Source organism: Allokutzneria albata (assembly GCF_900103775.1).
GTDB lineage: Bacteria > Actinomycetota > Actinomycetes > Mycobacteriales > Pseudonocardiaceae > Allokutzneria > Allokutzneria albata.
Map to the genome: position 1 here is coordinate 4,253,857 of NZ_LT629701.1, position 25,452 is coordinate 4,279,308.

28 protein-coding genes are annotated in these 25,452 nt (G+C 71.5%); 9 read left to right on the forward strand and 19 right to left on the reverse strand.

All coding sequences use genetic code 11. From position 1 onward, the window contains the following. Positions 1-10 precede the first annotated feature (10 nt). Both BLT28_RS18735 and BLT28_RS18740 read right to left on the reverse strand, forming a co-directional pair. The gene (locus BLT28_RS18735; protein ID WP_043812455.1) at positions 11-682 is read right to left on the reverse strand and encodes a DUF3159 domain-containing protein; all 672 of its coding nucleotides are present in this window, start codon (positions 680-682) and stop codon (positions 11-13) included. Then, complete coding sequence (locus tag BLT28_RS18740; protein ID WP_030430980.1) at positions 679-1,053, reverse strand: OB-fold nucleic acid binding domain-containing protein; 375 nt, start codon at positions 1,051-1,053, stop codon at positions 679-681. The genes BLT28_RS18735 and BLT28_RS18740 overlap by 4 nt, the downstream gene beginning before the upstream one ends. A 103-nt stretch (positions 1,054-1,156) precedes the next feature. Here BLT28_RS18740 and BLT28_RS18745 point away from each other — a divergent pair, with 103 nt between their 5' ends. Continuing rightward, positions 1,157-1,864, forward strand: a complete 708-nt coding sequence (locus tag BLT28_RS18745) for an alpha/beta fold hydrolase (protein ID WP_030430979.1) — start codon at positions 1,157-1,159, stop codon at positions 1,862-1,864. 11 nt (positions 1,865-1,875) lie between these two features. On the opposite strand, the gene BLT28_RS18750 is transcribed toward BLT28_RS18745, so the two are convergent. Further along, a complete protein-coding gene (locus BLT28_RS18750) occupies positions 1,876-2,502 on the reverse strand; it encodes a DUF3710 domain-containing protein (protein ID WP_030430978.1) in 627 nt (208 codons plus the stop codon). A 7-nt stretch (positions 2,503-2,509) separates the two neighbouring features. Beyond that, positions 2,510-2,989, reverse strand: coding sequence for a dUTP diphosphatase (gene dut / locus BLT28_RS18755; protein ID WP_030430977.1), 480 nt, complete (start codon positions 2,987-2,989; stop codon positions 2,510-2,512). An 87-nt stretch (positions 2,990-3,076) separates the two neighbouring features. Here dut and BLT28_RS18760 point away from each other — a divergent pair, with 87 nt between their 5' ends. Next, positions 3,077-3,529 carry a DUF3093 domain-containing protein gene (locus BLT28_RS18760; protein WP_030430976.1) on the forward strand — a complete coding sequence of 151 codons (453 nt, stop codon included), beginning with the start codon at positions 3,077-3,079 and terminating at the stop codon, positions 3,527-3,529. 70 nt (positions 3,530-3,599) lie between these two features. Here BLT28_RS18760 and BLT28_RS18765 read toward each other — a convergent pair whose 3' ends face one another. Next, positions 3,600-3,908, reverse strand: a complete 309-nt coding sequence (locus BLT28_RS18765; protein WP_030430975.1) for a DUF4193 domain-containing protein — start codon at positions 3,906-3,908, stop codon at positions 3,600-3,602. 462 nt (positions 3,909-4,370) lie between these two features. Between BLT28_RS18765 and cei the strand changes: the two genes are divergently transcribed. Next, positions 4,371-5,051 carry an envelope integrity protein Cei gene (cei, locus tag BLT28_RS18770; RefSeq protein ID WP_156051180.1) on the forward strand — a complete coding sequence of 227 codons (681 nt, stop codon included), beginning with the start codon at positions 4,371-4,373 and terminating at the stop codon, positions 5,049-5,051. Positions 5,052-5,127: 76 nt separating this feature from the next. Here cei and BLT28_RS18775 read toward each other — a convergent pair whose 3' ends face one another. Beyond that, positions 5,128-5,949: an inositol monophosphatase family protein gene (locus BLT28_RS18775; RefSeq protein WP_030430973.1), complete on the reverse strand. Its 822-nt coding sequence runs from the start codon at positions 5,947-5,949 to the stop codon at positions 5,128-5,130. A 96-nt stretch (positions 5,950-6,045) separates the two neighbouring features. On the opposite strand from BLT28_RS18775, the gene ppgK reads away from it, so the two are divergent. Together ppgK and BLT28_RS18785 are read left to right on the forward strand one after the other, a co-directional pair. Further along, a complete protein-coding gene (gene ppgK / locus BLT28_RS18780) occupies positions 6,046-6,807 on the forward strand; it encodes a polyphosphate--glucose phosphotransferase (RefSeq protein ID WP_030430972.1) in 762 nt (253 codons plus the stop codon). 237 nt (positions 6,808-7,044) lie between these two features. Further along, on the forward strand, positions 7,045-8,412 hold the full coding sequence (locus tag BLT28_RS18785) for an RNA polymerase sigma factor (RefSeq protein WP_083383850.1): 1,368 nt from the start codon (positions 7,045-7,047) through the stop codon (positions 8,410-8,412). 53 nt (positions 8,413-8,465) lie between these two features. On the opposite strand, the gene BLT28_RS18790 is transcribed toward BLT28_RS18785, so the two are convergent. Together BLT28_RS18790 and BLT28_RS18795 are read right to left on the reverse strand one after the other, a co-directional pair. Then, complete coding sequence (locus BLT28_RS18790; RefSeq protein WP_030430970.1) at positions 8,466-9,077, reverse strand: hypothetical protein; 612 nt, start codon at positions 9,075-9,077, stop codon at positions 8,466-8,468. Positions 9,078-9,222: 145 nt separating this feature from the next. Further along, positions 9,223-9,642: a nuclear transport factor 2 family protein gene (locus BLT28_RS18795; RefSeq protein WP_030430969.1), complete on the reverse strand. Its 420-nt coding sequence runs from the start codon at positions 9,640-9,642 to the stop codon at positions 9,223-9,225. Between the two features lie 81 nt (positions 9,643-9,723). On the opposite strand from BLT28_RS18795, the gene BLT28_RS18800 reads away from it, so the two are divergent. Continuing rightward, the gene (locus tag BLT28_RS18800) at positions 9,724-10,275 is read left to right on the forward strand and encodes a TetR/AcrR family transcriptional regulator (RefSeq protein ID WP_030430968.1); all 552 of its coding nucleotides are present in this window, start codon (positions 9,724-9,726) and stop codon (positions 10,273-10,275) included. Between the two features lie 10 nt (positions 10,276-10,285). Here BLT28_RS18800 and BLT28_RS18805 read toward each other — a convergent pair whose 3' ends face one another. Continuing rightward, entirely contained in the window at positions 10,286-10,483 is a 198-nt protein-coding gene (locus BLT28_RS18805; RefSeq protein ID WP_030430967.1) for a hypothetical protein, read from the reverse strand. Between the two features lie 488 nt (positions 10,484-10,971). Here BLT28_RS18805 and BLT28_RS18810 point away from each other — a divergent pair, with 488 nt between their 5' ends. Continuing rightward, the gene (locus tag BLT28_RS18810) at positions 10,972-11,151 is read left to right on the forward strand and encodes a DUF7455 domain-containing protein (RefSeq protein WP_030430966.1); all 180 of its coding nucleotides are present in this window, start codon (positions 10,972-10,974) and stop codon (positions 11,149-11,151) included. A gap of 132 nt (positions 11,152-11,283) precedes the next feature. On the opposite strand, the gene BLT28_RS18815 is transcribed toward BLT28_RS18810, so the two are convergent. The 7 genes from BLT28_RS18815 to BLT28_RS18840 all read right to left on the reverse strand — a co-directional run bounded on the left by BLT28_RS18815 (position 11,284) and on the right by BLT28_RS18840 (position 19,273). Then, entirely contained in the window at positions 11,284-12,396 is a 1,113-nt protein-coding gene (locus BLT28_RS18815) for an ROK family transcriptional regulator (RefSeq protein ID WP_052407614.1), read from the reverse strand. Positions 12,397-12,502: 106 nt separating this feature from the next. Further along, the gene (locus BLT28_RS18820) at positions 12,503-13,966 is read right to left on the reverse strand and encodes a sugar ABC transporter permease (RefSeq protein WP_030430964.1); all 1,464 of its coding nucleotides are present in this window, start codon (positions 13,964-13,966) and stop codon (positions 12,503-12,505) included. A 166-nt stretch (positions 13,967-14,132) separates the two neighbouring features. Further along, a complete protein-coding gene (locus BLT28_RS18825) occupies positions 14,133-14,906 on the reverse strand; it encodes an ATP-binding cassette domain-containing protein (protein WP_030430963.1) in 774 nt (257 codons plus the stop codon). A gap of 73 nt (positions 14,907-14,979) precedes the next feature. After that, positions 14,980-16,107, reverse strand: a complete 1,128-nt coding sequence (locus BLT28_RS18830) for a sugar ABC transporter substrate-binding protein (RefSeq protein ID WP_030430962.1) — start codon at positions 16,105-16,107, stop codon at positions 14,980-14,982. 266 nt (positions 16,108-16,373) lie between these two features. Then, complete coding sequence (locus BLT28_RS18835) at positions 16,374-17,027, reverse strand: hypothetical protein (RefSeq protein ID WP_156051179.1); 654 nt, start codon at positions 17,025-17,027, stop codon at positions 16,374-16,376. A 167-nt stretch (positions 17,028-17,194) separates the two neighbouring features. Further along, positions 17,195-17,320, reverse strand: a complete 126-nt coding sequence (locus BLT28_RS42560; protein ID WP_269459656.1) for a hypothetical protein — start codon at positions 17,318-17,320, stop codon at positions 17,195-17,197. Between the two features lie 201 nt (positions 17,321-17,521). Continuing rightward, positions 17,522-19,273: a DEAD/DEAH box helicase gene (locus BLT28_RS18840; RefSeq protein ID WP_030430960.1), complete on the reverse strand. Its 1,752-nt coding sequence runs from the start codon at positions 19,271-19,273 to the stop codon at positions 17,522-17,524. 192 nt (positions 19,274-19,465) lie between these two features. On the opposite strand from BLT28_RS18840, the gene BLT28_RS18845 reads away from it, so the two are divergent. Continuing rightward, positions 19,466-20,581 (forward strand): YihY/virulence factor BrkB family protein, encoded by a 1,116-nt coding sequence (locus tag BLT28_RS18845; protein ID WP_052407596.1) that lies wholly within the window; start codon positions 19,466-19,468, stop codon positions 20,579-20,581. A gap of 3 nt (positions 20,582-20,584) precedes the next feature. Here the strand turns inward: BLT28_RS18845 and BLT28_RS18850 are convergent, their stop codons facing one another. After that, on the reverse strand, positions 20,585-21,700 hold the full coding sequence (locus BLT28_RS18850; RefSeq protein ID WP_052407595.1) for a glycosyltransferase family 9 protein: 1,116 nt from the start codon (positions 21,698-21,700) through the stop codon (positions 20,585-20,587). Between the two features lie 278 nt (positions 21,701-21,978). Here BLT28_RS18850 and BLT28_RS18855 point away from each other — a divergent pair, with 278 nt between their 5' ends. After that, on the forward strand, positions 21,979-22,401 hold the full coding sequence (locus BLT28_RS18855) for an STAS domain-containing protein (RefSeq protein ID WP_052407594.1): 423 nt from the start codon (positions 21,979-21,981) through the stop codon (positions 22,399-22,401). 158 nt (positions 22,402-22,559) lie between these two features. Here the strand turns inward: BLT28_RS18855 and BLT28_RS18860 are convergent, their stop codons facing one another. Together BLT28_RS18860 and BLT28_RS18865 are read right to left on the reverse strand one after the other, a co-directional pair. Continuing rightward, positions 22,560-23,789, reverse strand: coding sequence for a glycosyltransferase (locus BLT28_RS18860; RefSeq protein WP_052407593.1), 1,230 nt, complete (start codon positions 23,787-23,789; stop codon positions 22,560-22,562). After that, complete coding sequence (locus tag BLT28_RS18865) at positions 23,786-25,222, reverse strand: ATP-binding protein (RefSeq protein ID WP_052407592.1); 1,437 nt, start codon at positions 25,220-25,222, stop codon at positions 23,786-23,788. The genes BLT28_RS18860 and BLT28_RS18865 overlap by 4 nt, the downstream gene beginning before the upstream one ends. Positions 25,223-25,452: the final 230 nt, after the last annotated feature.

Here is a 25,452-nt window from a genome sequence, read left to right on the forward strand (position 1 = left end):
CCCGGCTGGATCAGGCGGTGGCGGGACTGGAGGCCTGGGCGTGCGACTTCTCGATCCTGCCGACGCGGCGCACCGCCCAGACGGTGACCAGGCCGACGAGGATCGTCAGCGGCCAGCCCATGGACAGCCTGGCCACGGCCAGCCACCCGGTCTCGTCCGCGTTGTAGAGGTAGCGCTGCACCACGAACCGGGCGCCGAAGACCAGCACCCACGACAGGGTGGCGATGTCGTAGGCCAGCCGCGCCGACTTGTCCTGGCGCCAGGCGAAGCCCGTGTCGTTGAGCGTGGACCAGATCACCCCGACCAGCGGCCAGCGCGCCAGCACCGACACCAGGAACACCCCGCCGTAGACGAGGCTGGCCCAGATCCCGAACAGGAAGAAGCCCTTGGCCTCCCCGGTCTGGTTGGCGATGAACACGCAGATGCCGACGCCGAGGAAACCGGAGACGGCGGGCTGCAGGGCTTCCTTGCGCACCAGCCGCCACACCGCGATCAACGCCGCGACGCCGAGCGCCCCCCAGATCGCGGGCTGCAACCCGGCGAGGGAGTTGATGGTGACGAAGGCGACGACCGGGATGGTCGACGAGATCAGACCGGCGAGGCCGCCCATCTGCTCCAGCAGGGTCGGCTCGGCGCGCCCTGCCTTCTCGGCGGACTCGGGGGTCTGAGTGGGTTCAGTCATGTCGTCTGCAGTTCGTAGTAAGGGTTGTAAAGGACCTTGCGCCCGTCCCGCACAGCGAGCCGGCCTCGTGCCTTTATCGTCCGCCCGGGCTCGATACCAGGGATACGCCTGCGTCCGAGCCACACGAGCACCACACCGTCTGTACCGTCGTAGAGCTCGGCCTCCAGCGTCGCGACCGCGTCTTTCGGACACAGCTCGACGCTGCGTAACCTGCCTACCACGGTGACCTCTTCACCGGAACGGCAGTCACACGCACGCCGAGCGCCCTGCGCCTCCGCTTTCCGCGAGAGGTCATCGGCGTCCAACTCAGCGACGTCGCTGGTCAGACGGCGGATGAGGCGGCGCAGATAGCCACCACCGTTGCCACCCATGCTGGTTGCTCCCGTGCCGTAGGGACCCGTTGCACGGGTCGTCGGATCCAGAGTAGCCATGCGCCGGTGTCGGCCGACCCCGACGAAGGCAGGATCATCTGTCATGACGCTCACGCGGTCCGCATCGGGTCCACGGGCGGTACTGCTGCCGGGAGCAGGATCGGACGACGAGTTCGTCCGCGCGGTCTTCGAAGGGCCGCTGCGCTCCCTCGGTGTCCCCCTCATCACCCCAGGTCCGGGGCTGCCCGGCGAGCACGTCTCGGCCCTGAGCGAAGCGGCGGAACAGGGCCCGGTGCTCGCTGGCGGCATCTCGCTCGGCGCGCACCTGGCGGCGGCGTGGACCGTGAAGAACCCGAACAGGTGTATCGGGCTGCTCCTCGCGATGCCCGCGTGGATCGGCCGATCGGCGGATCAACCCGCGGCCGTGGCGGCCCGCCTCGGCGCGGCCTCGGCGCGCGAGCTGGGCCTGTCCGAGGCGCTGGACCGGGCGTGCGCGGGCGTGGACCCGTGGCTGGCGGCCGAGTTGCGGCGCTCCTGGACCCGGCACGGCGCCGGGCTGGCGGACGTGCTGGACGCGGCGGCGGCCACCCCGGCCCCGACGCTCGCCGAGCTCTCGACGATCACCGTGCCCGCCGGGGTGGTCGCGTGCGTCGACGATCCGCTGCACCCGTTGCAGGTGGCGATGGACTGGCACCGCGCCCTGCCGAGGTCGGCGCTGGGCGTGAGCACGCTCAGCGCCCTCGGCGCGGACCGCGAGTCCCTCGGGCGCGCGGCCCTGCTCGCCTACCTCCGCGCCGACGGGCGCCGCTGAACGCCGGGAACTTACTGCTGGGCCTGGAGGTGCTGGGCGATCGCGTCCGGCAGCTCCACCGGCAGCGGGGTGCGCACCGGCATCGGGGCCTGGCCGCGGACGACCACGGTCAGCTTCAGGATCTCGCGCAGCAGCTCGGCGGCGTCGTCCGCGCTCTCGCGGGGGCCCGCGGTCACGCCGCGCAGCATCCACCTCGGGCCGTTCACACCGACGAAGCGCAGCGCGACGTCCTCGTTGGCGATCTCCGCGGAGACCTCGTCGCCCCAGACCCCGCGCTCCTTGACGACCCGGTGGCCCTCGCCGCGCAGCTGGTCGGCCAGCTCCTTGGCGATCTCCCGCCACATGTCACCGGTGCGCGGCGCCGCGTAGGCGCTCACGGTCAGCCTGCCGACCGGGGTCACCACGTGCACCGCGCGCAGCTCCCCGTCGTCCTGGCCGACCTCGACCTGCAGCTGGGACCCGTCGGGCACCGGGACCCGGACCGAGCCGAGGTCCAGTCGCGAGATCTCGTCCTGGGGCGCGTCGGCCTCGTCGAACGGGCCCTCGGGGCCGTCCTCGCCGACCTCCTCCGCGGCCTGCGCCTCGATCCTGGCCTGCTCTTCCGCCTGCTTCCGCTCGCGGCGGCGCCTACCGAACATGATCTCCTCAGACCTCCGTAGCCGTGTCTGCCGATTCAAGCACCGCGTGGCCGCCGGTGGAGCCGTATCCACCCGCGCCGCGCTCGGAGTCTGGCAGGGACCCGACTTCACGGAACACGGCGTGCTCAACACGTTGAACCACCAGCTGGGCGATCCGGTCGCCCCGGCGCAGCACGATCGGCTCCCGCACGTCGTGGTTGACCAGGCATACCCGGATCTCCCCGCGGTAACCGGCGTCGATGGTGCCCGGCGTGTTCACCACGCTGAGCCCGGCACGGGCGGCCAGCCCGGAGCGGGGGTGCACGAACCCGGCGTAGCCACTGGGCAGGGCCACCGCGATCCCCGTGCCCACCACTCCGCGTTCGCCGGGGGCGAGCACGAGGTCGGTGGTGGTGACGAGGTCGACGCCGGCGTCGTCGGGTCGCGCGTAGGCGGGCAGCGGGACACCGGGGTCGGTGCGGGTCAGGAGCACCTCAAGGCTGGACACGACCGGCGAGACTACCCTGGGGGCGTGAGCACCAGTGGGACCGAGACCGGCAGCGCGAACACGGCCGGGAAGAAGACGGACGAGCCCCTGTTCGCCGAGCGCCTGTCGGTGCCGTGGTGGGGCTGGCCGTTGCCGCTGGCAGCCGCGGTGATCCTGGCAGCGGAGATCCACATGGGCAACCCGGGCATCCGTTCCTGGCTGCCCTACCTGGTCACCGTGCCGCTGGTGGTCTGGGTGCTGTTCTGGCTCGGCAGGGTGCGCGTGCAGGTGCGCGACGGCGAGCTGTGGGTGGGCGATGCCCACCTGCCGCTGGAGTTCGTCGGCGAGGTGACGACGCTGACCGCGGCGGAGAAGCGGCCCGCGCTCGGCCGCGACCTGGACCCGGCCGCCTTCGTGGTGCACCGCGGATGGATCGGTCCCGTCGTGCTGATGGAGCTGACCGACGAGAACGATCCGACCCCGTACTGGCTGTTCAGCGTCCGCGATGCGGAGCGCCTCGCCGCCGTGCTGCGCGAGCACGGCGGCCGCAGGACCGGCTGAGCACCGGACCGCCCCGTTTCCCTCGCGGGAGACCCTGCGCCGGGTCCCGGGGGCGTGCCAGTGCCCAGTGCTAGGCGCAGTCCCGGCAGATCAGCTGGCCGCCGCGTTCCTCGGCGAGCCTGCTGCGGTGGTGCACGAGGAAGCAGCTCGCGCAGGTGAACTCGTCAGCCTGCTTGGGCACCACCTTCATGGTGAGTTCCTCGCCGGAGAGGCCGGAGAGGTCGGCACCGGGCAGCTCGAAGTTCTCGTCCGGGGCGTCGGTGTCGACATCGACCACCCCGGATTGAGTCTCGTTGCGCCGAGCCTTCAACTCTTCCAACGAGTCCTCGGCGAGGTCGTCAGTCTCACCACGGCGCGGAGCGTCGTAGTCGGTCGCCATTAGTCATTCACCCCTGCGGTCAACTGAGACTGTGTGTTCGTGCCGCTGGACAACGTCCGAGCGCACCAATTTGTGCCCGCCGTTTACGTGACGGCGGTCTCGTGAATCCGGTGTGGTGGAACCCGCGCGCGATTCCGGTCCGCGCGTGGAGTGCCAACGATGCCCCCGGAGCGCGCAGAGGGTAGCTCACCGAAGCCGGGAACGCGCGATGGCTCACCCGGTTGCCCCAGGGGTGTGTTGTTGCGCACTCCGACGTCGGAACGCGGGTGGCGAAACGTCTTGGAGGCGGAACGGATGTGCCCGATTCGCCGCGACACGCACGGGGAACCGATGTGACCGGTGTCGGTGAAACGGCCTAGGCTAGGCGGTGAGAGCAGTGTCCATATCGGAGCCAGTCCCTGCCGTGGGAGCGTCCGAGCGGACCGACGTGGGGGAGGACGAGAGGTCTTGGCTGCCGCGAGTGTGAGGCAGATCATCGGTCCGGCGGGCTATCGCAAGCGCAAGCCCGTCCCCGCGTTGATCCTGTTGACGGTGCTTGGTGTCCTCGCTGTGTCCGTGTGGACCAAGGTCTTCAGCACCAGTGCCGACGTCGAGGCCGCGGTCCGCTGCCCCGCCCCGAGCCCGGCGAAACCCGGGGCGAGCACGGCACAGGCGAAGCCCGGCCAGGCGCTGCCGCTGGACGCGCTGGACCGCACCGATCCGATCGCCCCCAACGACATCAAGGTGACCGTGCTCAACGGCAGCGGCAAGCGCGGCCTGGCCAGCCAGGTCGCCGAGCGGCTGGTCGAGCTGGGCTTCAACAAGGCCAACGAGCCCTCCGACGACCCGGTCTACGTCAACCAGGACCTCGACTGCCGCGGGCAGATCCGGTTCGGCCCGAACGGGGCGTCCGCCGCGCGCACCATGAGCTTCCTGCTCCCGTGCGCCCAGTTCGTCCGGGACGAGCGCCAGGACGGCAGCATCGACGTGGCGCTGGGCAAGAAGTTCACCGGCGTCGACCCCGGCAGCGAGGCGAAGCAGATCTTCGAGCAGCTCAAGATCTGGTCCGAGCAGCAGCCGGAGAGCGGGGGCCAGCAGGCCGCCCCCGCGCCGCCGTCGCTGGACCAGGCTCTGGTGAAGGCGGCCCGCACCGCCTACTGCTGACAACCGGCAGGCAGACGTCCGAAAAGGCCCCCGCCCACGGCGGGGGCCTTTCACGTTGTCCGGCCTGGCGGAAAGGTCAGATCTTCGCCGCTCCCGCCGCGCGCAGCGCCTCGGCGAGGTCCACGGCGATGCCGGGCGCCGCGGCGAGGGTGATGTCGCCGCCGAGCCCGTCCTCGGTGCCGTCCGGCAGGCGGACCAGCGCGCCCGCCTCCTCGGCGATCAGCGAACCGCCCGCCCAGTCCCAGTGGCCGAGGCCGTGCTCGTAGTAGGCGTCCAGCCAGCCCGCCGCGACCGCGCACAGGTCCAGCGCCGCGGAGCCGGTGCGCCGCAGATCGCGGGTGTGCCGGGCGAGCGCCGCGGACACGTCGGCCTGGCGGGCCCTGCGTTCGACCGCGTACGCGTAGCCGGTGCCGACGAGGGACAGCTCCAGGCGCGTGGTCGCCGAGGCGCGCAGCGGAGTCCCGTCGAGGGTCGCTCCCCCGCCCCGGACCGCGCTCCACACGCGGCCGCTGGCGGGCTCGACCACCGCCGCGGCCACCGACACACCGTCGAGCTGCGCCGCGATGGACACGGCGTACCAGGGCAGGCCGTAGAGGTAGTTCACGGTGCCGTCGATGGGGTCGACGACCCAGAGCAGCCGCCCGGCGCCCGGATCGGCCCCGCCCTCCTCGCCGAGGATCGCCTCACCCGGCCGCAGCTGCGCCAACCGGGAGCGGATGAGCCGTTCGGAGGCCTTGTCCGCCGCGGTGACCACATCGGTCTCGGTGCTCTTGGTGTCCACCTCGCCGTGGAAGCCGCCGGGACCGCCGCGCAGGCGCTGGACCAGTTCGGCGGCCTCGGTGCCGATGGTGACGGCCGTGGTCCGGAGAGGTTCGAAGTCGGGGTTCACGGCCTCCATACGACCACAGGAGCCCGAAGCAATGCCCAGCTCGGCCGGGCAATCCTCTATGGTCTGGCCACCACCCATCTGAATCGAACAGGAAGGGACCACGGGATGAGCGCCACGCGCGGGTTCGGGGTCGACATCGGCGGCTCCGGCATCAAGGGCTGTGTCGTGGATTTCGAAGCCGGCGCCCTGGACGGGGAACGCCTGCGGGTCCCGACCCCCCAGCCGTCCACCCCGGACGCGGTCGCGGACGTGGTCGCGGGGATCGTGGACAAGTTCTCCTGGGACGGCCCGGTCGGCGTCACGCTCCCGTGCGTGATGAAGCGCGGCGTCGCCCTGTCCGCGGCCAACGTGGACAAGGCGTGGATCGGCACGGACGCCGCCGCCCTGTTCGCCGAGCGCCTCGGCCGGCCCAAGGAGGACGTCGTGGTCCTCAACGACGCCGACGCGGCCGGGCTCGCCGAGATGCGCTTCGGCGCCGGGGCGGGCAAGGACGGCGTCGTGGTGCTGCTGACCTTCGGCACCGGTATCGGCAGCGCGGTGTTCCTCGACGGCAAACTCGTGCCCAACACCGAGTTCGGCCACCTCGAGGTCGACGGGCACGACGCGGAGAAGCGCGCGGCCGCCTCGGTCAAGGAGGACAAGGACCTCTCCTGGGAGCAGTGGGCCGCCCGGGTGAACCGCTACCTCCAGGTCCTCGAAGGACTGGTCTGGCCGGACCTGATCATCGCGGGTGGCGGGGTGAGCAAGAAGGCGCACAAGTGGCTGCCGCTGCTGGACGTGCGCACCCCGATCGTCCCGGCGACGCTGAAGAACGACGCGGGCATCGTCGGCGCCGCGGCCGCCGCCTGCGCCGGTCTTCGTCCCTGAGTCTTTTCGGGCCGTGTTTTCAGCGGCTGACAGCCTGATCTGCCTGCACTGATGCGATCGAGCCGGATTCAGGGTGGATCGGGACGCAACCCCGATCCGGCTTCGTCGTTACAATGGAACAGTGCCCACGGGCGAGACCCGTCAGGCACGACCCCCAGAACGCCGGCGACCGAGCTTCGCGCCCTTGGTCTGCCGTTGAGCCATCTCCGCGAAAGGGCGTACGTGGCAGCCGCAGAAATCGCAACCCGACGCTCCAGCTCCGCCGCCGCTGGTGGCGCCAACTCGACCAGGAAGGCCACCGTGACTGCCGAGGGCGAGGAGGGGGCCGCCACGGCGACCGCGGCTGGCAAGACCGCGACGAAGCCGTCGACGGCCGCCTCGGGCAAGGGCACCGCCAAGAAGACCGCCGCCAAGGGCACCAAGGCCGCGGGCGGGAAGAAGGCCGCGTCGGCCAAGGGCACCAAGAAGGCCACGACGAAGAGCGCCGGCGACGGCGACGAGCCGGACCTCGACGGCAGCCCGGACGACGCCGACCTCACCGACGTCGAGGTCGACCTCACCGAGGACCTGGCGGCCGACGAGCCCGCCGAGGAAGCGCCGCCCGCCAAGGGCAGCGAGGACTTCGTCTGGGACGAGGAGGAGTCCGAGGCGCTGCGGCAGGCCCGCAAGGACGCCGAGCTGACCGCCTCCGCCGACTCGGTCCGGGCCTACCTCAAGCAGATCGGCAAGGTCGCCCTCCTCAACGCCGAGGAGGAGGTCGAGCTGGCCAAGCGCATCGAGGCCGGCCTGTACGCGGCCGAGCGGCTGCGCAAGGCCGAGGACGAGAACGAGAAGCTGGCCCCGCAGCTGCGCAGGGACCTGCGGTGGATCGTCCGCGACGGTGAGCGGGCCAAGAACCACCTGCTGGAGGCCAACCTCCGCCTCGTGGTCTCCCTCGCCAAGCGCTACACCGGCCGCGGCATGGCCTTCCTCGACCTCATCCAGGAAGGCAACCTCGGCCTCATCCGCGCCGTCGAGAAGTTCGACTACACCAAGGGCTACAAGTTCTCCACCTACGCCACGTGGTGGATCCGCCAGGCCATCACCCGCGCCATGGCCGACCAGGCCCGCACCATCCGCATCCCGGTGCACATGGTCGAGGTCATCAACAAGCTCGGCCGCATCCAGCGCGAGCTGCTCCAGGACCTGGGCCGCGAGCCCACGCCGGAGGAGCTGGCCAAGGAAATGGACATCACCCCCGAGAAGGTCCTGGAGATCCAGCAGTACGCCCGCGAGCCGATCTCGCTGGACCAGACCATCGGCGACGAGGGCGACTCGCAGCTGGGTGACTTCATCGAGGACTCCGAAGCGGTCGTCGCCGTGGACGCGGTGTCCTTCACGCTGCTGCAGGACCAGCTCCAGTCGGTGCTGGCGACGCTGTCCGAGCGCGAGGCGGGCGTGGTGCGGCTGCGCTTCGGCCTCACCGACGGCCAGCCCCGCACCCTCGACGAGATCGGCCAGGTCTACGGCGTGACGCGGGAACGCATCCGCCAGATCGAGTCCAAGACCATGTCGAAGCTGCGCCACCCGTCCCGGTCCCAGGTGCTGCGCGACTACCTCGACTAGGCCGCTTCACGACGAAGGCCCGCCCCGATTCGTGGGGGCGGGCCTTCGTCGTGTCAGGAGGCGTGGACGCTCCACCGCCCGGCCGAGCGAACCTGGAGCAGCACGGGCCCGCGCAGGTCCACCGTTTCCGCGAACGCGCCGATCCGGTTGACCGCGAGGTTCACCCGCCCGGTGGCCAGTTCCACGGAGTGCACCACGAAGTTGCCCTCCCCGGAGTGCGCCACCGCCGCCGAGCGCACCGGCCGCGTCAGGAACACCACGTCGTCCCCGGCTCCGGCCGCCTGGTCCGCGCGCACCCCGGCGAGATCGGTGCCGCCCACCGTCAGCGTCCACCGCCCGGTGGCGGTCACCGTCAGCGCAGTGGTCCGGCTGTCGGCGTGCAGGTCGAACCACCGCTTGCCCCGGTACGGGCCGATCTCGTTGACCAGCAAGCCTTCCTGGCCGTCCGAGCGCAACACGACATTGCCTGTGCACTGTGGACAGTCGAGCTGGACGACGCCGACACCGGACTCCTTGGCGATGCCCACCTCGGCGGCCCCGTCGCCGTGGAACACCGCCGGGGCACCCGGGCCGACCGCCAGGTGCGGCGGCTCGCCACCGCGGACCGAGGAGCTGAGCAGGACGAGCGCGAGGGCGGCCACGCCGATCATCAAGGGCTTGCGCACGGCGGCCTCCCTCGCTCGGGTCAACCCACCGATGGTGCGCCAAGCAGCGCGGATCCGCGCGCCGGCGTTACCCGTGGGTGACCCCATCGCCGCCGCTTCGCACTGAATGAGTCAGTGAGGTACTTGAACGCACCGAATGAGTCGTTCAGGGTGAAACGGGGGTGGTGAGTTCGCGGTCGGACTCGGCGATGGGGATGTCGTTGATGCTCGCCTCGCGGGTGCGCATGAGGCCGTCGGCGTCGAACTCCCACATCTCGTTGCCGTGGCTGCGCCACCACTGGCCGTCGGCGTCGTGCCACTCGTAGCGGAAGCGCACGGCGATGCGGTTGCCGGAGAAGGCCCACAGCTCCTTGCGCAGCCGGTACTCCCGCTCCTTCGTCCACTTGCGACGGAGGAAGGCGCGGATCTCCTCGCGGCCGGTGAGGAACTCGGAGCGGTTGCGCCAGCGGGAGTCGGGCGTGTACGCCAGCGCGACCCGGTCGGGGTCCCTGGTGTTCCAGGCGTCCTCGGCGGCCTGCACCTTGGCGAGCGCGGTCTCGTGGGTGAACGGGGGAACCAGTGCCATGACTTCCTCCTTGGCGGACAACGGAGAACGAGCGTTCTCGCGGTACTGTAGAGAACGTTCGTTCTCCAGGGAAGGGGCAGGGTGGACACCGAGGAGGCCGGGGCGCGGCTGCTGGCGGCGGCCGAGCGGCTGTTCTACGAGCGCGGGATCCAGGCGGTCGGCATCGACGAGGTGCGCGGGGCGGCCGGGGTCTCGCTGAAGCGGCTGTACCAGTGCTTCCGGTCCAAAGAGGACTTGGTCGCGGCCTACCTGCGCGCGCGGGACGAGCGGTGGCGGGCCGATCTCGCCGCGCACGTCGACGAGGGGCGCAGGACGCCGCGCGGGCGGGTGCTCGCGGTCTTCGACTGGCTGACGGAGTGGTTCGCCAAGGACGACTTCCGCGGCTGCGCGTTCATCAACGCGCACGGGGAGCTGGGCGCGCACTCTTCGGCGGTGGCCGAAGCGGTGCGGGCGCACAAGGACGCCGTGCTGGGGTACCTGCGCGAACTCGCCGAGCACGCCGCCCCCAAGCGCGGGCGGGTGCTCGGCGATCAGTTGCTGCTGCTGGTCGACGGAGCGATCGTGGTCGCGGGGATCCAACGCGACCCCGACGCGGCCAAACGCGCCAAGCAGGTCGCCGCGGGACTGCTGTAGCCCGACGGACCTAGTCCTTGAACGACCCGTCCGAGCGACGGCGGTGGTTGCCCAGAACGTGCCCGCACTGTGGGCAGTGCCTGCGCAGTCCGTGCTTGAGCACGTACAGCACCCCGATCGTGATGACGTAGCAGAACACCGCGAAACACCACTTGACCAGACGCACCAGCGCCGCGTCGGTGCACGTGCGACAGTCCCGGCAAGCCACAGGCGACTCCCTTCCTCACCTCGACCGTGCCAGTCCCGCTGCCGGGTGAAATCGGGGTTTACCCCTGGTCCTCCTCGGACTACAACCCGGGAAACCACTGTGGACAGCGGGGCCGCGGCGTGGCAAAGATGGGGTTGCAAGCGCGGGAGCCCACGGGGGCAGGCACAGGGGAGGTGGTGCGTCGTGTCGGTCACGATTCGGCCACGTACCAACGCTTACTGTGAGCGTCACCGGAGTCCGCGGTGGGCTTTCGGCGTCAAGTGGATCAATGAAAAGACGCGGTTCGGCCACGGGCCGTGTTGGGCTCTGCGACATCTGGGTAAATCAGGCGTGACGGGCGTCGCCGGCGGTACGGGAACACCGGGAACGTGCCGAACGTCTGTAAGAGTGGAGCTAGCGAGCACCGCGATCCCGCAAGGATCCGGTGGTCGCAGCTGGATCATCGGGTACCGGAATCCCTCCGGTACCGGGACGAGGGGAGACGCGAAATGCCTGGAACACTCACCCGCCCCGAGCTGACCGCTGCCGACCGCTGCGACCGCTGCGGGGCCGCTGCCCAAGTCCGCGCTGTTCTCGCCTCCGGCGGTGAACTGCTGTTCTGCGGGCACCACGCCCGCGAGCACGAGACGAAGCTGCGTGAGCTCGCCGCGCAGATCGTCCAAGGCTGACTCGGCTGATCGAGACCTTCCAACTGACAGCCCACGACAACGGGCGGGGATCCTCAACCGGATCCCCGCCCGTCGGCTTGTCCGGCGCGGTTCAGCTGTCGGCGAACGGCGACACGCCCGAGTCGACCGCGTTCAGCTGACGGCGAACACGCGCTCGAAGGCGAGTTCGGCGGCCCCGACGAGGGCGGCGTCCCCGGCGAGCGCCGAGGTGGCCAGCCGCACCGAACCGGCGGCCCGGCCGACCAGGCTCCTGCTCCGCACCTCGGTGGTGACCGAGGAGACCACGGCGGGCGGCAGCACGGCGAGCAGCCCGCCGAGCACGACCAGCTCGGGCGCCAGCAGGTTCAGCACGTTCGTCAGCCCCAGGGTCAGCCACTCCGCGAACCCGGCCAGCCGGTGCAGCGCCGATTCGGGGTCGGCGGCCAGCGAGCGCAGCTCCGCGACGATCATCGGCCGGGGCGTGCCCGCGGGCAGGTTCAGCGCCCGGCACAGCGCGTCCTCGCCGATCTCGGTCTCCAGGCAGCCCCGGCAGCCGCAGTAGCACTGCCGCCCGGCCGGGTTGACCACCATGTGGCCGAGTTCGCCGACGTAGCCGCCGCGGCCGCGCAGCGAGACCCCGCCGAGGATCACCCCGCCGCCGACGCCCACGTCGGCGGAGAGGAACACGACGTCCTGGGCGGTGCGGGCCACTCCCCTGGTGTGCTCGGCCAGCGCCCCCAGGTCGGCGTCGTTGCCGACGTCCACCGGCAGGCTCAGCGCGTCGCCCAGCAGCGAGCCGAAGGGCACGCCGGTCCAGTGCAGGTTCGGGGCCTCGTGCACCAGCCCGTCGGAGCGGCGCACCACCCCGGGCACCGACACCCCGGCCCGCGTCGGCTCGCAGCCCAGCTCGTCGACCAGGTCGACCCTGGCGCGGCCGATCTCCTCGACCACGTCCCCCGGGGTGCCCTGGCCGCGGCGCACCGTCCAGCTGCGCACGCCGAGCAGCCGCCCGCCGACCCCGGCGAGGGCGACCGAGACCTGCTCCACGCCGACGTCCACCGCGAGCACCGGGACCGCCTCGGCCTGCGGCAGCACCAGCAGCGAGGGCCGACCGGCGCCGTGCCGGTGGGTGGGGACCTCCTCGGAGACCACCCCCACCGCGCTCAGCTCGTCGACCAGCGCCTTGATGGTGCTGCGGTTGAGGCCCAGTTCGGCGGCCAGCTCGGCCCGCGTGGCCGGGCCGTCCAGGTGCAGCCTGCGCAGCAGGGCCGCGCGGTTGTGCCTGCGGACCTCGTCCGGCCTCGTTCCCGCTGTCGGTGTGACGGCCCCGCCCTCCTTCGTGTCACTCCCCCAAGGTGGGACCCGTACCGCGTCAGCGCACGCCGGCCGCTGCCGAGCGGCGGCGGGACAGCGCGTCCACGCTCGCGGCGAGCAGCAGCACCAGGCCCGTGACGATCGACACCACTGCGGCGGGCTCACCGAGCAGGCGCAGGCCGTTCTCGATGGTCGCGATCACGGCGCCGCCGACGATCGCGTCCCGAACCCGGCCCTTGCCGCCGAACAGCGAGGTGCCGCCGATGACCGCCGCGCCGACCGCGAACAACAGCGTGTTGCCGCCGCCCGCCTGGGGGTCCACCGACCCGACCTTAGAGGACAGGATGATCGCGCCGATTGCCGCCACGGTCGAGCAGATGACAAACACGCTCATCCGGACCTTGGTGACGTCGATGCCCGCGCGCCGCGCCGCCTCGGCGTTGCCGCCCACCGCGTAGACGTGCCTGCCGTAGCGGGTGCGGTCGAGCACGAAGGTGCCCAGCACCAGCAGCCCGAGCACGATCGGCACCACGTACGGGATGCCCTGGATCACAACGGCCTCGTTCGGGCTGCGGTTGAGGTTGAGCGCGTAGGTGGCCGCGGCGCCGAGCACGACGATGACGCCGACCTTGGCCCCGACCAGCACGGTGGGCTGGACGACCAGGCCGCGCCTGAGCCTGCCGAAGTGCCTGCCGAGCACCACGGCCGCGTACCCGGCGCCCGCGACGACGAACAGCAGCCAGCTGGCCAGGGGCGAGAGGTTGCCGTTGGCGACGTTGAACAGCACCTCGTCGTTCACCGCGAGCGTGCCGCCCTCACCGATGTAGAGCAGCACGACGCCTTGCCACGCGAGGAAGAGCGCGAGGGTCACGACGAAGGACGGGATGCCGACCTTCGCCACGAGGAACCCGGTGAGGCAGCCGATCGCGGTGCCGATGCACAGCGCCAACAGCATCTCCAGCCACGGGTTGGCCGGCAGGCCGATCAGCATCAGCGCCAGGGCGAGCACCGGCGGGATCGCGGCGACGTAGAGCTTGGTCAGCACGGCCATCCCGGCGCTGAGCGCCATCGCGACGAGGGTGAGGTAGAAGACCCACGAGCCCATGCCGCCGAGCAGGTTGCCGTCCACCTTCAGGTGCAGCGCCCACACCGCGGCGGTGACCCCGGAGGCGGTGCCCGCGGACAGGTCGATCTCGCCGAGCAGCAGCACGTAGACCAGGCCCATGCCGATCACCGTGATGCCCGCGCCCTGGGTGAGCAGGTTGGCGATGTTGCCCAGCGTCAGGAACTGCGGTGAGAGCACGGTGAACACGGTGAACAGCACGACGAGGCCGCCCAGCGCGGGCAGCACGCCGAGCTGGCCGCCGGAGAGCCTGGCGAAGTAGTCGCCGATCGCCTGGTGGACGCCGCGCTGGGCGGTGTCGATGCCGAAGTCGGCGACTGCTGTCGATCCTGGGCCGGTCGATCCCGGGGCTGCCGTCCCCGGCGCGGTGGCCCGGGTGTCGGCGGGGGTCTCGGTCATCACGAAGTCCTTGCTTGGCGAGGTCGGCGGTGGTTCGGCGGTCTTCAAGCCCGGCGAACCACCACCGCGGCGGTCGCGACCGGCCTCCGACCGCGGGGTTCTGGGCCGTGGGAGACGGTGGCGGGGCGGGTCCGGGGGTGCCTGAAGACCGCGCAGGCGCGGCAGGTCAGACGGTGGCGGTTTCAGGGGCGGCGATGCCGAGGTCGCCGGAGCGGCCCGCGGTGATCAGCTCGACGACCTGGGCGCGCGTGGTCTCCGCGGTGGGCACCTCGGCGGCCATCCGGCCCAGGTACAGCGCGGCCACCGTGTCGGCGACCTCGAACACGTCGTTCATGTTGTGGCTGATCAGCACCACGCCGAGGCCGTTGTCGGCGAGGCGGCGGACCAGGTCCAGCACCTGCCGGGTCTGGGCGACCCCGAGCGCCGCGGTCGGCTCGTCCAGCAGCACCACGCGGCTGTCCCAGAGCACCGCCTTGGCGATGGCCACGGTCTGCCGCTGGCCGCCGGAGAGCGAGGCGACCGAGGTGCGCACCGACTTCACCGTGCGCACGGACAGGTCGGCCAGCACCTTGCGGGCGGCCTCCTCCATCCCGGCGTCGTCCAGCGTGATGCCGCGCAGCCGCTCCCGGCCGAGGAACATGTTGTCGACGATGTCGAGGTTGTCGCAGAGCGCGAGGTCCTGGTAGACGACCTCGATGCCGAGCGCGGCGGCGTCGCGGGGACTGCCGACGGTGACCGGCTCGCCGTCGAAGAGCAGGTCGCCGGAGTCGATCGGGTGGATGCCCGCGATGCACTTGACCAGCGTGGACTTGCCCGCGCCGTTGTCGCCGACGAGCGCGGTGACCTCGCCGGGGCGGACGGTGAAGTCCACGTCGTGCAGCACGTGCACCGGGCCGAAGCTCTTGTTCACCCCGCGCAGCTCCAGGATGGGCTGGCTCACGGGTCCTCCAAGGGGTCGAAGCGGCCAATGCCTGCGGTGGGGCGGGCGTCGGCGCCGCCCCACCGCGGCTGTCCTACTGGGTGATTCCGGCCTGCTTGCACTTCTCGGCGACGTCGCCCTTGCAGACGTCGGCGATCTTCACGAAGCCGGAGTCGGTGGCCTTCTTGACGTTGTCCTTGTTGATCAGCTCGGGGGTGAGCAGGACGGACTTCACGTCGCGGTTGCCCTTGGGGTCGCGCTCGGTCGCGGTGGCCAGCCGGTCCGCGGCGGCCTTGTCGTTCTTGGCCAGCGCGATCGCCAGCTGCGCGGCGGCGTTGGCCTCCTGGTCGATCGGCTTGAGCACGGTCATGCACTGCTCACCGCGCAGGATGGCGGCGAGGCCGTCCTCGGTGGCGTCCTGGCCGGTGACCGGGACCTGACCGGCCAGCCCCGCCTTCTTCAGCGCGGTGATCACCGCGCCCGCCAGGCCGTCGTTGGCCGCGAGCACGCCGTCCACCTTGCCGCCGTTGGCCGTGAGCAGCTGCTGGAAGGTCGTGTTGCCGAGCTGGTTGTCCCACTTGGCGATGGCCTGGTCGCCCGCGAGCTTGAACTCGCCGGAGTCGTACTTCGGCTTGAGCACGCTCAGCGCGCCGTTCTTGAACAGCGTCGCGTTGTTGTCCTCCGGCCCGCCGTTGATCTGGATGATCTGCGGGTTGGTCTTGCCCTTGAGGCAGTCCACCAGGCCCTGGCCCTGGAGCTGGCCGACCTTGGTGTTGTTGAAGGAGACGTAGTAGTCGGCGCTGCCGCCCAGGCTCAGCCGGTCGTAGTCGATCACCGGGATGGCCGCGGTCTTGGCCTTGCGCTCGATCGCCGCGCCGCTCTCGTCGCTCAGGTTGGTGATCATCAGGACCTTCACGCCCTGGCTGATCATCGAGTCGGCGATGGTGCTGAACTTGCCGGTGTCACCCTCGGCGTTCTGGATGATCGGCTCGATGCCCGCGGCGCGGAGCGCCTTGTCCAGCAGCGGCCGGTCGAAGCTCTCCCAGCGGGCCGAGGACTTGGTGTCCGGCAGGATCACGCCGACCTTGATGCCGGACCCGGCCGCGGCACCGCTGCTCTGCTGGGTGCCCGTGCCCGGGTTCGCGCTGTTGTTGCCGCAGGCCGCCAGGACGAGGGCCAGGCCCGACCCCGCGGCGAGCAGGGCAAGCGTGTTGCTGCGCATCCGCCCCATCCCTTCCGTTACGCACCGCGTCCACACACGGCAGCGGGAAATGTTGTGCGCGACAACGTATCCCCCGTTCGTGTCGGGTCGGAAGGATTGTGGATCGATTCAGAGTGACCTGGACAACACGCTTTTGCTACAGCCAGATCACCAGGACGTCACGGGAGAGAGCGATATGCGAAGGATTTTGATCTTCGACAACGTCGCAGGTGAGCGGCGGTGAGAGCGCTCACCTGCGACATTGCCCTTCGGCAGGTCCCGAAGACTTACCCCGCGGTGAGGCCCAGGTGATCGACTTGGGCCTTGGTCAGGTCGGAGGTGCCGAGCATGACCATCGGGGCGGGCTCGCACTTCTGCCCGTGCACCCGGCAGGACCAGTCCCCGAGCCCGATCACCTCGCGGCCGTCGACGAGCACCCGGATCCGGGTGCCCTTGCCCTCGACGCGGTAGGAGTGGACGCGGTCGGTGGTGTTCATCGGCAGGTTGATCACCCGGTCCACCGTCTTGAGGCAGATCAGGTCCTTGTTCATGCCGAGGATGGTCGGCGCCGCGCCGTCGGAGGCCACCAGGCCCACCTGGCCGCTGTGGCCGACCAGCTCCCTGGCGCAGGCGGGCGCGTCCGGCGTCGACGGGTCGACCCGGAGCTTGGCGTGCACGGCCCAGCCGCGGGCGTTGCTCACCGACAGCCACGGCGAGCCCTCGCCGATGACCAGCTGCGTGCGCTCGTCGAGGTTGATCATGCCGTCCTTGACGACCGGCTGGGCCGGGTTCTCGTGCCGCAGCTCCCATCCGGCGTAGGGCGGGGCGGCGGAGAAGTCCAGGTCGGACGAGGCGGGGGCGGCGAACGCGGGCGGTGCGGCCACGGTGAGCGCGGCGGCGATGGTCACGCCCAGCGCCACACACGGACGAGTGAGGTTCATGACGGTCGACCGTGGCCTTGATCAACACTGCGTTCAAGGGCAGATCAGAAGCTTCCAATCGGAGGTACGACAGCACCCGAACAGAGCAGTGCCGGATCGCGAACTGTGTTCGGCGCGTGTGGTGGCGACGGGCAGGGCCCTGCCCCTGCACATCCCATGCCGCCCCCTCAAAGAAGCCCGATGCGTTCCCTGATCGCCGTCGCCGCGCCGGCGACGACCACACTGCGCGAGACGTAGGTGTGCAGGTCGGACAGGTGGGAGGCGGCCGGCTGCCCGTGCCAGACGGCATCCACGAGCCGGTCCACGCCGACCGGACGCCCGCGTCGAACACAGCACGGCCAGCAGTGCGCGCTGGTGCCTACTGCGCAGCGGCACCACCGCGCCGCCCGTCGAGGTCACCTCAAGCGGTCCGAGCACCCGGAAGCCGGGCATCCACGCTCCTCGCCCCTGCCGAGACCGTCGAACGGGGGGGCGAGGTCGAACGCCAACTCGGGCTACCAGGAGCGGAGGGTGGCGATGCGCTCCTCCAGGTGCTCCATGGAGGCCATCGGGGTGGGCGGACCGCCGCACTTCTTGCGCAGCTCGGCGTGGATCATGCCGTGCGGTTTGCGGGTGCGGTGGTGGTGCAGCGCCACCAGCGTGTTCAGCTCCTTGCGCAGCGCGGTGATCCGCTCCTGCACCGACTGCGGGCGGGGCGGCGGCGGGGGCTCCTGGGCCGCCTTGGCCTTGCGCTTCTGCGCCGCGGCGGCCAGCTGCTGTTGCTGCCGCTGCCGGAGCAGGTCGCGCACCTGGTCCGGGGCGAGCAACCCGGGCAGGCCCAGGTACTCCTGCTCCTCGTCGGTCCCGGCCAGGGCCGCGGTGCCGAAGGAGGAGCCGTCGTAGATCACCTGGTCCAGCTCGGCGGAGGCGCCGAGGGAGGTGAACGCCTTCTCCTCCTCGCCGGGCTCGTCCTGCTGCTGGTTGGCCTGGGCGAGCAGCTCGTCCTCCCAGCCCTCCTTCTCCCGGTGCGGCTTGCCCAGCACGTGGTCGCGCTCGGCCTCCAGCTGGCTGGCCAGCTCCAGCAGCACCGGCACGCTGGGCAGGAAGACGTTGGCGGTCTCGCCGGGGCGGCGGGCGCGCACGAAGCGGCCGATGGCCTGGGCGAAGAACAGCGGGGTGGACGCGCTGGTGGCGTAGACGCCCACGGCGAGGCGGGGCACGTCGACGCCCTCGGAGACCATCCGGACCGCGACCATCCACTCGTCAGCGCCCCCTGGCGAGTCGGAGAACTCCTTGATCCGCCCGGAGGCCTTGGGATCGTCGGAGAGCACGACGGTCGGCGGCCTGCCGGTGATCATCTCCAGCAGCCGGGCGTAGGCCTTGGCCGTCTCGTGGTCGGTGGCGATGACCAGGCCGCCCGCGTCCGGCACACCGCCGTTGCGCATCTGGGTCAGCCGGATGTGCGCGGCCTTGAGCACCGCGGGCATCCACTCGCCGTTCGGGTCCAGCGCGGTGCGCCAGGCCCGCGCGGTCTGCTCGGCGTCCAGCGGCTCGCCGAGGCGGGCGCTGAACTCCTCACCCGCGCTGTTGCGCCAGCTCGCCTCGCCGGAGTAGGCCATGAAGATCACCGGCCGGACCACGCCGTCGCGCAGCGCGTCGGAGTAGCCGTAGGAGTGGTCGGCGCGGCTGCGCTCGAACCCGGCGGCGTCCGGCTCGTAGGTGATGAACGGGATCGGGGTGTCGTCGCTGCGGAACGGGGTTCCGGTCAGCGCGAGCCTGCGCACCGCCGGGGTGAAGGCCTCGCGCACCGCGTCGCCCCAGGACTTCGCGTCACCCGCGTGGTGCACCTCGTCCAGGATGACCAGCGTCTTCCGGTTCTCCGTGCGCACCCGGTGCAGCGTGGGGTGGGCGGCGATCTGCGCGTAGGTGACCGCGACGCCGTGGTAGTCCCGCGAGGTGGTGCCCGCGCCGTTGCGGAAGTTGGAGTCGATCGCGATGCCGACCGCCGCCGCGGCCGAGGCCCACTGGTGCTTGAGGTGCTCGGTCGGGGTCACGATGGTGACCGCCTCGACCGTGCGGTCGGCGAGCAGCTCCGCCGCGACCCGCAGCCCGAAGGTCGTCTTGCCCGCGCCCGGGGTCGCCACCGCCAGGTAGTCCTGCGGGCGGGCCGTCAGGTACTTGGTCAACGCCCGCCGCTGCCAGGCGCGCAGCGGCCGGAACTCCGCGGTGGAAAGTCGTTCCGCGACGGCCGAGTCGGTTACGGTCACCTGCTGTCCGTTCCTTTCGCCCCGCGCCTGCGAACATGCGAATGCCCTCTGCTCGCGCAAGCGATGAGGGCGCCAGGAAGCCTACATCGGCGATCGGAGTGCGGCGGACCGGAACGAGGTCCGGATCGGCAAAAGCGATCCGCGACACTCCGGAACCCCAGCCCTGTGATGCCTGTGTAAGGCGGATGCATCATGCTGGGCAACGACATGGACACGCCCGCCGAAAACCAGCCGGCCGACGCCTCCGAGCGCCCGGGGCAGCGGCGCGGCCTGCGACGCCTGCTGTCGCTGATGATGAACAAGGCGTGGCACGACAACATCTTCTCCGAGGCCGCCGAGGCCGCGTTCTGGCAGACGCTGTCGCTGCCGCCGCTGCTGCTCGGCCTGCTCGGCAGCATCGGCTACGTCGCGGAGTGGTTCGGCACCGAGGTGGTCCGCGCGGTGCACGAGCGCATCCTCGCCTTCGCGGGCAAGATCTTCACGCCGGAGGTGGTCGACGGGATCATCGGCCCGACCGTGCAGGAGATGCTGACCAAGGGCCAGGGCGCGGTCGTGTCGATGGGCTTCCTGATCTCGCTGTGGGCCGGGTCGTCGGCGACGGCCTCGTTCATCGACGCGATCACCGTGGCGCACGAGCAGTACGGGGTGCGCAACATCGTCTGGCAGCGCATCCTCGCGCTGCTGCTCTACCTGGTCACCCTGGTGCTGTTGATCATCGGGCTGCCGCTGCTCGCGCTCGGCCCGGAGTGGCTGCCGACGCTGTTCCCGGTGACGTGGCAGCCCACGGTGGAGGACCTGGTCGGCCGGTTCTACTACCCGGGCACGGCCGCGATCCTGGTGCTCGCGCTGACCACGCTGTACAAGCTCGCGCTGCCCAGGAAGCTGCCGTGGCACCGCGGGCTGCCCGGGGCCGTGCTGGCGATGGTGTTCTTCCTGGTCTCCGCGACCGGACTGCGGCTCTACATCAGCTCGATCAGCGGCACCGGCTTCACCTACGGCGCGCTGGCGACCCCGATCGCGTTCCTGCTGTTCGCGTTCTTCATCGGCCTGGCGATCGTGCTCGGCGCGCACCTGAACAACGCCATCCAGCAGTTGTGGCCGGCGAAGATGACCGGCCGGGAGCGGCGCAAGTGGCGGCGGCTGGAGATGGACCGGGCCGCGCAGAAGCTGCGTGCCGACGCCGAGCGCACGCAGCGGGCCGAGGACGAGACCGGAGCTCTGGAGGCCAAGCGGCTCACCCGGGAGCTACCCCCGGTCTCCTCCCCCGCCGACACGCACGACACCGAACCCGTGCACCGCGACGGCTGAGCCCTAGTTGGTGAGCGGGAGCGAGGGGGCGCGGTGGAGCACGGCCAGGGCGGCCGAGGCCAGGTCCGCGGGGGCGATGTCGAGGCACGAGACGGTTCCGCGGACCAGGCGGGCGCGGACCAGCCGCGGCCGGGTGTCCTCGTCGCGGTCGGCCCCGCCGTAGGCGATCGCCACCGGAGTGCCCACCGCCTCGGCCAGGTGCATGGGCCCGGAATCGTTGCCCACCAGCACTTCCGCGCGGGCGATCACGGCAGCGAGGACCGCGACGCTCACCGGCTCCAGTGCGCGCACCCCGGGGTGGCGGGCGCGCGAGACCACCTCCGCGACCAGGTCGCGTTCCCTGGGCGAACCCGTGACGAGCACGGGTAGCCCGGAATCGGCGATCATCGCCGCGGTGGTGGCGAATCCTGTTGCGGAGTAACGGAGATCGTCTCGTGTGCAGCCAGGGGTGAGCAGGGCGAACGGCGTGCTGCTGCCGCCGAGGGCGATGTCCGCGGCGGCCCGGGCGCGCTCCGGGATGTCGACGCGGACCGCCGCGCCCTTCACGGGAACTCCCAGTCCGTGCAACAGGTGCAGGGCGCGGTCGATCTGGTGCACCGGTCCCTCGGGGGGCCGGACGCTGTGGGAGGCGACGAGTCCCCCGGTCTCCGCGGAGTGCACGGCGCGCACCTCGATGCCCGCGAGCAGTCCCGCGTGCGCGGCGGCCCAGGGCGACTGCGTCGCGGAGGTGAACACGATCATGGCTTCATAGCCGCGTTTGGCCAGCGAACCGATCAACGCCTGCTCCTGCCAGGCGCACCGGCGGATGTCGACGGGAGCCGTGCCGGTGGCACGGTCGTACCAGGACGGCGTCCCCACCACGACGCCGTCGAGCGCGGCGACGAGTTCCCGCGCGGCGGCACCGCTCGGCGAGGTCAGCAGGTCGATCCTGCTGTCCGGCGCGGCGGCCCGCAACGCCCGCAGAGCCGGGGTGAGCATCAGGGCGTCACCGAAATTGCCAGGCCGTACAACCAGAATCCGGCCGAAGTCCGTCCAGTCCACGTGGGACTGGACCTCTGCGCTCGCCTGCGCCGCCGCGGCCGCGGGGCGCGGCGCCGGCATGTGGAAGGTCGCGGACACGGTTCACCTCTTGCGCGAGATGGGGGTGTGCGGGAGGCACACGCTCCCTTCAATGCCCGTTCCGTCCCCGGTCAAACCGATTCGCTAGCCCGTCTGGCGGCACCGTGGTTGTGTGCCGGGACCGAGGTCTCTACGGTGGGAAGCGCAGCGGTTGGCAGACAACCGCGGTCGGAGGGGCCGTGCGCCCATCCCCAAGGCCGATGGCGGGACGCGTGCCACGTGAGGAGCCCCCATCGCCGTACCCCTTCCGTCCCATCGACCCTGACGGAGGAGGCAATGTGCCCGAGAACCACATCCGCTCCGTGAACGGCGCGGAGACACTGCTCCCCGGACTTCCGGAGCCCGGAACACCCCAGGCGGACCAGCTGATCGAGCTGTCCGTGCGCAGACCGGCGAAGGGCGTCGTGGTGCTCGGCGTCAGCGGTGAGATCGACATGTTCACCACCCCGCTGCTGCGCAACGCGCTCGACGAGCAGCTGACCGCGAAGAACGACCGGCTCGTGCTGGACCTGAGCCAGGTGAGCTTCCTCGGCTCCAGCGGCTTGGCGGTGCTGGTGGACTGCCTGCACCAGGCGGAGGACAACGGCGTCGGCTTCTGCCTCGTCAGCTCCACGCGCTCCGTCGAACGGCCGCTGAAGGTCACCGGTCTAGGTGACGTCTTCAGTACTTTTCCCAGCGTGAGTGCCGCGCTGGCGGCCTGATCCCGCATCATCGGGTTTGAACTCCGACGGGCTTGGAAAAACGAGAATACGCACCGTCCGCTCAGCCCCCCGCGGCGGTGCCCACGATCGGGCCGACCGTCCACGGACGGTCGGCCTGTCCACTTCCCGGTGTTCCCCGCGCTCTCCGCGATAAACACTCAGGCGAACTCGGTGATCGCCTGCCGGTAGAGCCGCACGGTGTCCTCGGCGACGCGGTCCCACGAGTACCTCGCCCGGACCCGGTCGCGTCCCGCCGCGCCGTAGGACTGCGCCGTCACGGGATCGGCGAGCACGTGGGCGAGCACCTTGGCCAGTGCCTCGGGGTCCTCCGGGGGTACGAGCCGCCCCGTGACGCCGTCGATCACCAGGTCCCCCAGCACCCCGACCTCGCTCGCCACCACGGCGGTCTCGCACGCCATGGCGGCGGACACCGTGAGGCCGAAGGGTTCCTCGGTCGGGCAGCACACCAGCGCGTCCGCGGAGCGCAGCAGCGCGGGCAGCTCGGCGTCGGACAGCGGCCCCATCAGGTGCACCCGGTCCGCGACGCCCTCCGCCCGGGCGAGGGCGAACAACCGCCGCGCCTCCGGACCTGACTTCGTGCCGCCGACGAGCACCAGTTCGGTGTCCGGCAACGCTCGCAGCGCCCGGATCGCGGTGTCGAAACCCTTGTGCGGCACCAGATCCCCGACGCACACCAAGCGGTGCGCCGCGCCGCGCTCGGCGACGGGGCCGTCCGGGGTGAAATGCTCCGGGTCGACCCCGCACGGCACGATGGAGATCATCGAGCGCGGGATGCCGCGCCGGATCAGCTCGTCCGCCTCCACGGAGCTGGTCGCCGCGACGCGCACGGCCTCGCGGCCGACCAGCCGCTCCAGCTTCGAGCGCTGGGCGGGGACCCCGGTGTCCGCGGGCGCGCTGAGCGCCTGGAACGTCTGCACGACAGGCACTTTCGCCTCGCGGGCGGCGAGCGCGGCGGCGATCCCGGCCGACCAGTAGTGGGCGTGCACCACGTCGGGAGGGCGGCGGGTCCAGTGCGCGGCGAGGTGGCTGCCGAACTCGCCGAGGTGTTCGACGAGGTCTTCCGGGGCCAGCTCGCGCGGAGGTCCGGCGGGCACGCGCACCACGGTCAGGCGGGCCGCGGCCCCGGTCACCGGTTCCTGCTTGGGGTTGTCGGCGCGGACGTAGACGGTGACGGTGTGCCCGGCCTTGGCCATGCTCGTGGCGAGGGCCGCGACGTGCGATCCGGCCGCGTGCAGGGCGGGCGGTGCGTCCGGTCCGTCGTGGCCCGGTGGCCCGTCGTCGAGGGAGACCAACGCGATCCGCAGCGGCGGCAGGTCGGTCTCGTCCGCGGAGGTGGTGGCGGTCCTGCGGGTGTCGGGTGAGGTCATGTGGTGGGCTCCAGTGCATCGGTCACGTTGGCGATCCGGTGCAGACCGGCCGTGGCGATGGCGTCGCGAACGGGACTGGGATCCGGTGCGGCGAGCACCAGCGGCCTGCCGGCGGCCGCGGCGGCGTCCGCGACCGAGAACAGGGCCAGCACCAGACCCTCGACGTCACCGCCGACACCGGAGAGGTCGAGCTGGAGCGGGAACACCCCGCCTCGCGCCGCGGTGAGCAGGCCGCGGCGGAGCGCGGGCGCGCTGGCCGCGGGAAGCTCTCCCGCGACCTCGACGCGCACCGTCTCGCCCACCCTGGCCACGCGCAGCTCGTACCCGCCGGGATCGTGCCGTCCACCGTCCGACCCGCGGCTCGGCCGCTTGCACAGGGTGACCACCGTGCCGTGTTCGCCTCGGTGCACCAGGACCTCGTCCATGGACTCCCGCATGATCAGCAGGCCGCGGCCCCGGCTGTGGTCGGTGACCGGCGGGTACCGCCAGCGCCCGTTGTCGGAGACGGTGACCCGGATGGCGCCCCCGCCGCCCGCCTCCGCGGTGACGGTGACCAGTCCGCCGTCGCGGCCACCGTGGTAGCCGTGCTCGACGGAGTTGGCCGCGGCCTCACCGACCGCGAGCACGAACGCGAATGTGTCCTCTTTGGACACTCCGGAGGCGGTGAGCCACGCGGCCAGTTCCCTGCGCAGCACGGTCAGCTGTCCGGGCTCGGCGGGAACGCTCAGGGCGAACGGTCCGCCAGGGCGCCCGGCCGGGGTGAACGCGAAGGCCACCGCGTCGCCGGCGTCCGGAGGGCACGACGGCGTGTCGGCGAGCCGGTCGCACAGCGCGCGCGGGTCGGGTCCGCGCTCGGCGACGACCGCCGCGGCGACGCTCTCCAGTCCCGTGCCGGGATGGCAGCGCCCCAGCTCGATGGAGTACTGCAGGACGGTTTCCCGCCGCCCCACGGTCTCCACCGTCTCCCGGCCCAGGTCCGGTTGCCCCGTGGCGAGCGGGCCGCCCCTGCTGCCGATGAGCTGGCGGACCCAGCCGGACTCGCTGATCACCAGCACTCCGGGGTGCCCGGCCGCGGCGCAGCGCAGGCTCCTCGTCGCGGGTTCGAAGACGGCCAGGCACAGCGTGGTCCCGGCGGCCTCGGGGGCGTAGCCGGCGTAGCGGTGCAAAGCGAGCACGGTTTCGGCGGGGCCCCGCCCCTGGAGGAGCTGGGTCGTCAGCGCGCCCCGCAACCGCTCGACCACGGCGGCGGCCGCGTCCTCGGTCGGCTGCCTGGGCACCTGGCCGATGACCAGGGCGACCCGGTCGTCCAGCGGCAGGACGTCGTGCCAGTCCCGCGCCGGGGTCACCCGGCCGGGGCGCACCCCCTTCGCGAGTCGCATCCCCGCGGGTTCGGGCTGGTCGAAGACCTGGCTGGCCAGCTCCGTGGCCGTCACGACGCCCTCCCGGCTGCGAGGACGGTCGGTGGCTCCACGTCCATCGGTCCACTCCAGGGTCATCTACGTCGATCTGCGGTGGCTGGCTTCCCGGGGAAGGGGGTGCCAAAACCAGGTGTCAGGGTTGCCCTGAACGGGTAACAAGCCGGGGACGGTGGGCGTCCCGGCAGTCGGGCAGGATCGAGGTGCCCCAACCGTGCCCCGCCACCCACGACCGACCACGAGGTGCA

Bases quoted from the DNA above. Each gene is read 5' to 3' on its own strand.
- BLT28_RS18735 (WP_043812455.1), bottom strand. From the start codon at position 682: ATGACTGAACCCACTCAGACCCCCGAGTCCGCCGAGAAGGCAGGGCGC.
- BLT28_RS18740 (WP_030430980.1), bottom strand. From the start codon at position 1,053: ATGGGTGGCAACGGTGGTGGCTATCTGCGCCGCCTCATCCGCCGTCTG.
- BLT28_RS18745 (WP_030430979.1), top strand. From the start codon at position 1,157: ATGACGCTCACGCGGTCCGCATCGGGTCCACGGGCGGTACTGCTGCCG.
- BLT28_RS18750 (WP_030430978.1), bottom strand. From the start codon at position 2,502: ATGTTCGGTAGGCGCCGCCGCGAGCGGAAGCAGGCGGAAGAGCAGGCC.
- BLT28_RS18765 (WP_030430975.1), bottom strand. From the start codon at position 3,908: ATGGCGACCGACTACGACGCTCCGCGCCGTGGTGAGACTGACGACCTC.
- BLT28_RS18775 (WP_030430973.1), bottom strand. From the start codon at position 5,949: ATGGAGGCCGTGAACCCCGACTTCGAACCTCTCCGGACCACGGCCGTC.
- ppgK (WP_030430972.1), top strand. From the start codon at position 6,046: ATGAGCGCCACGCGCGGGTTCGGGGTCGACATCGGCGGCTCCGGCATC.
- BLT28_RS18795 (WP_030430969.1), bottom strand. From the start codon at position 9,642: ATGGCACTGGTTCCCCCGTTCACCCACGAGACCGCGCTCGCCAAGGTG.
- BLT28_RS18810 (WP_030430966.1), top strand. From the start codon at position 10,972: ATGCCTGGAACACTCACCCGCCCCGAGCTGACCGCTGCCGACCGCTGC.
- BLT28_RS18820 (WP_030430964.1), bottom strand. From the start codon at position 13,966: ATGACCGAGACCCCCGCCGACACCCGGGCCACCGCGCCGGGGACGGCA.
- BLT28_RS18830 (WP_030430962.1), bottom strand. From the start codon at position 16,107: ATGCGCAGCAACACGCTTGCCCTGCTCGCCGCGGGGTCGGGCCTGGCC.
- BLT28_RS18835 (WP_156051179.1), bottom strand. From the start codon at position 17,027: ATGAACCTCACTCGTCCGTGTGTGGCGCTGGGCGTGACCATCGCCGCC.
- BLT28_RS18845 (WP_052407596.1), top strand. From the start codon at position 19,466: ATGCTGGGCAACGACATGGACACGCCCGCCGAAAACCAGCCGGCCGAC.
- BLT28_RS18860 (WP_052407593.1), bottom strand. From the start codon at position 23,789: ATGACCTCACCCGACACCCGCAGGACCGCCACCACCTCCGCGGACGAG.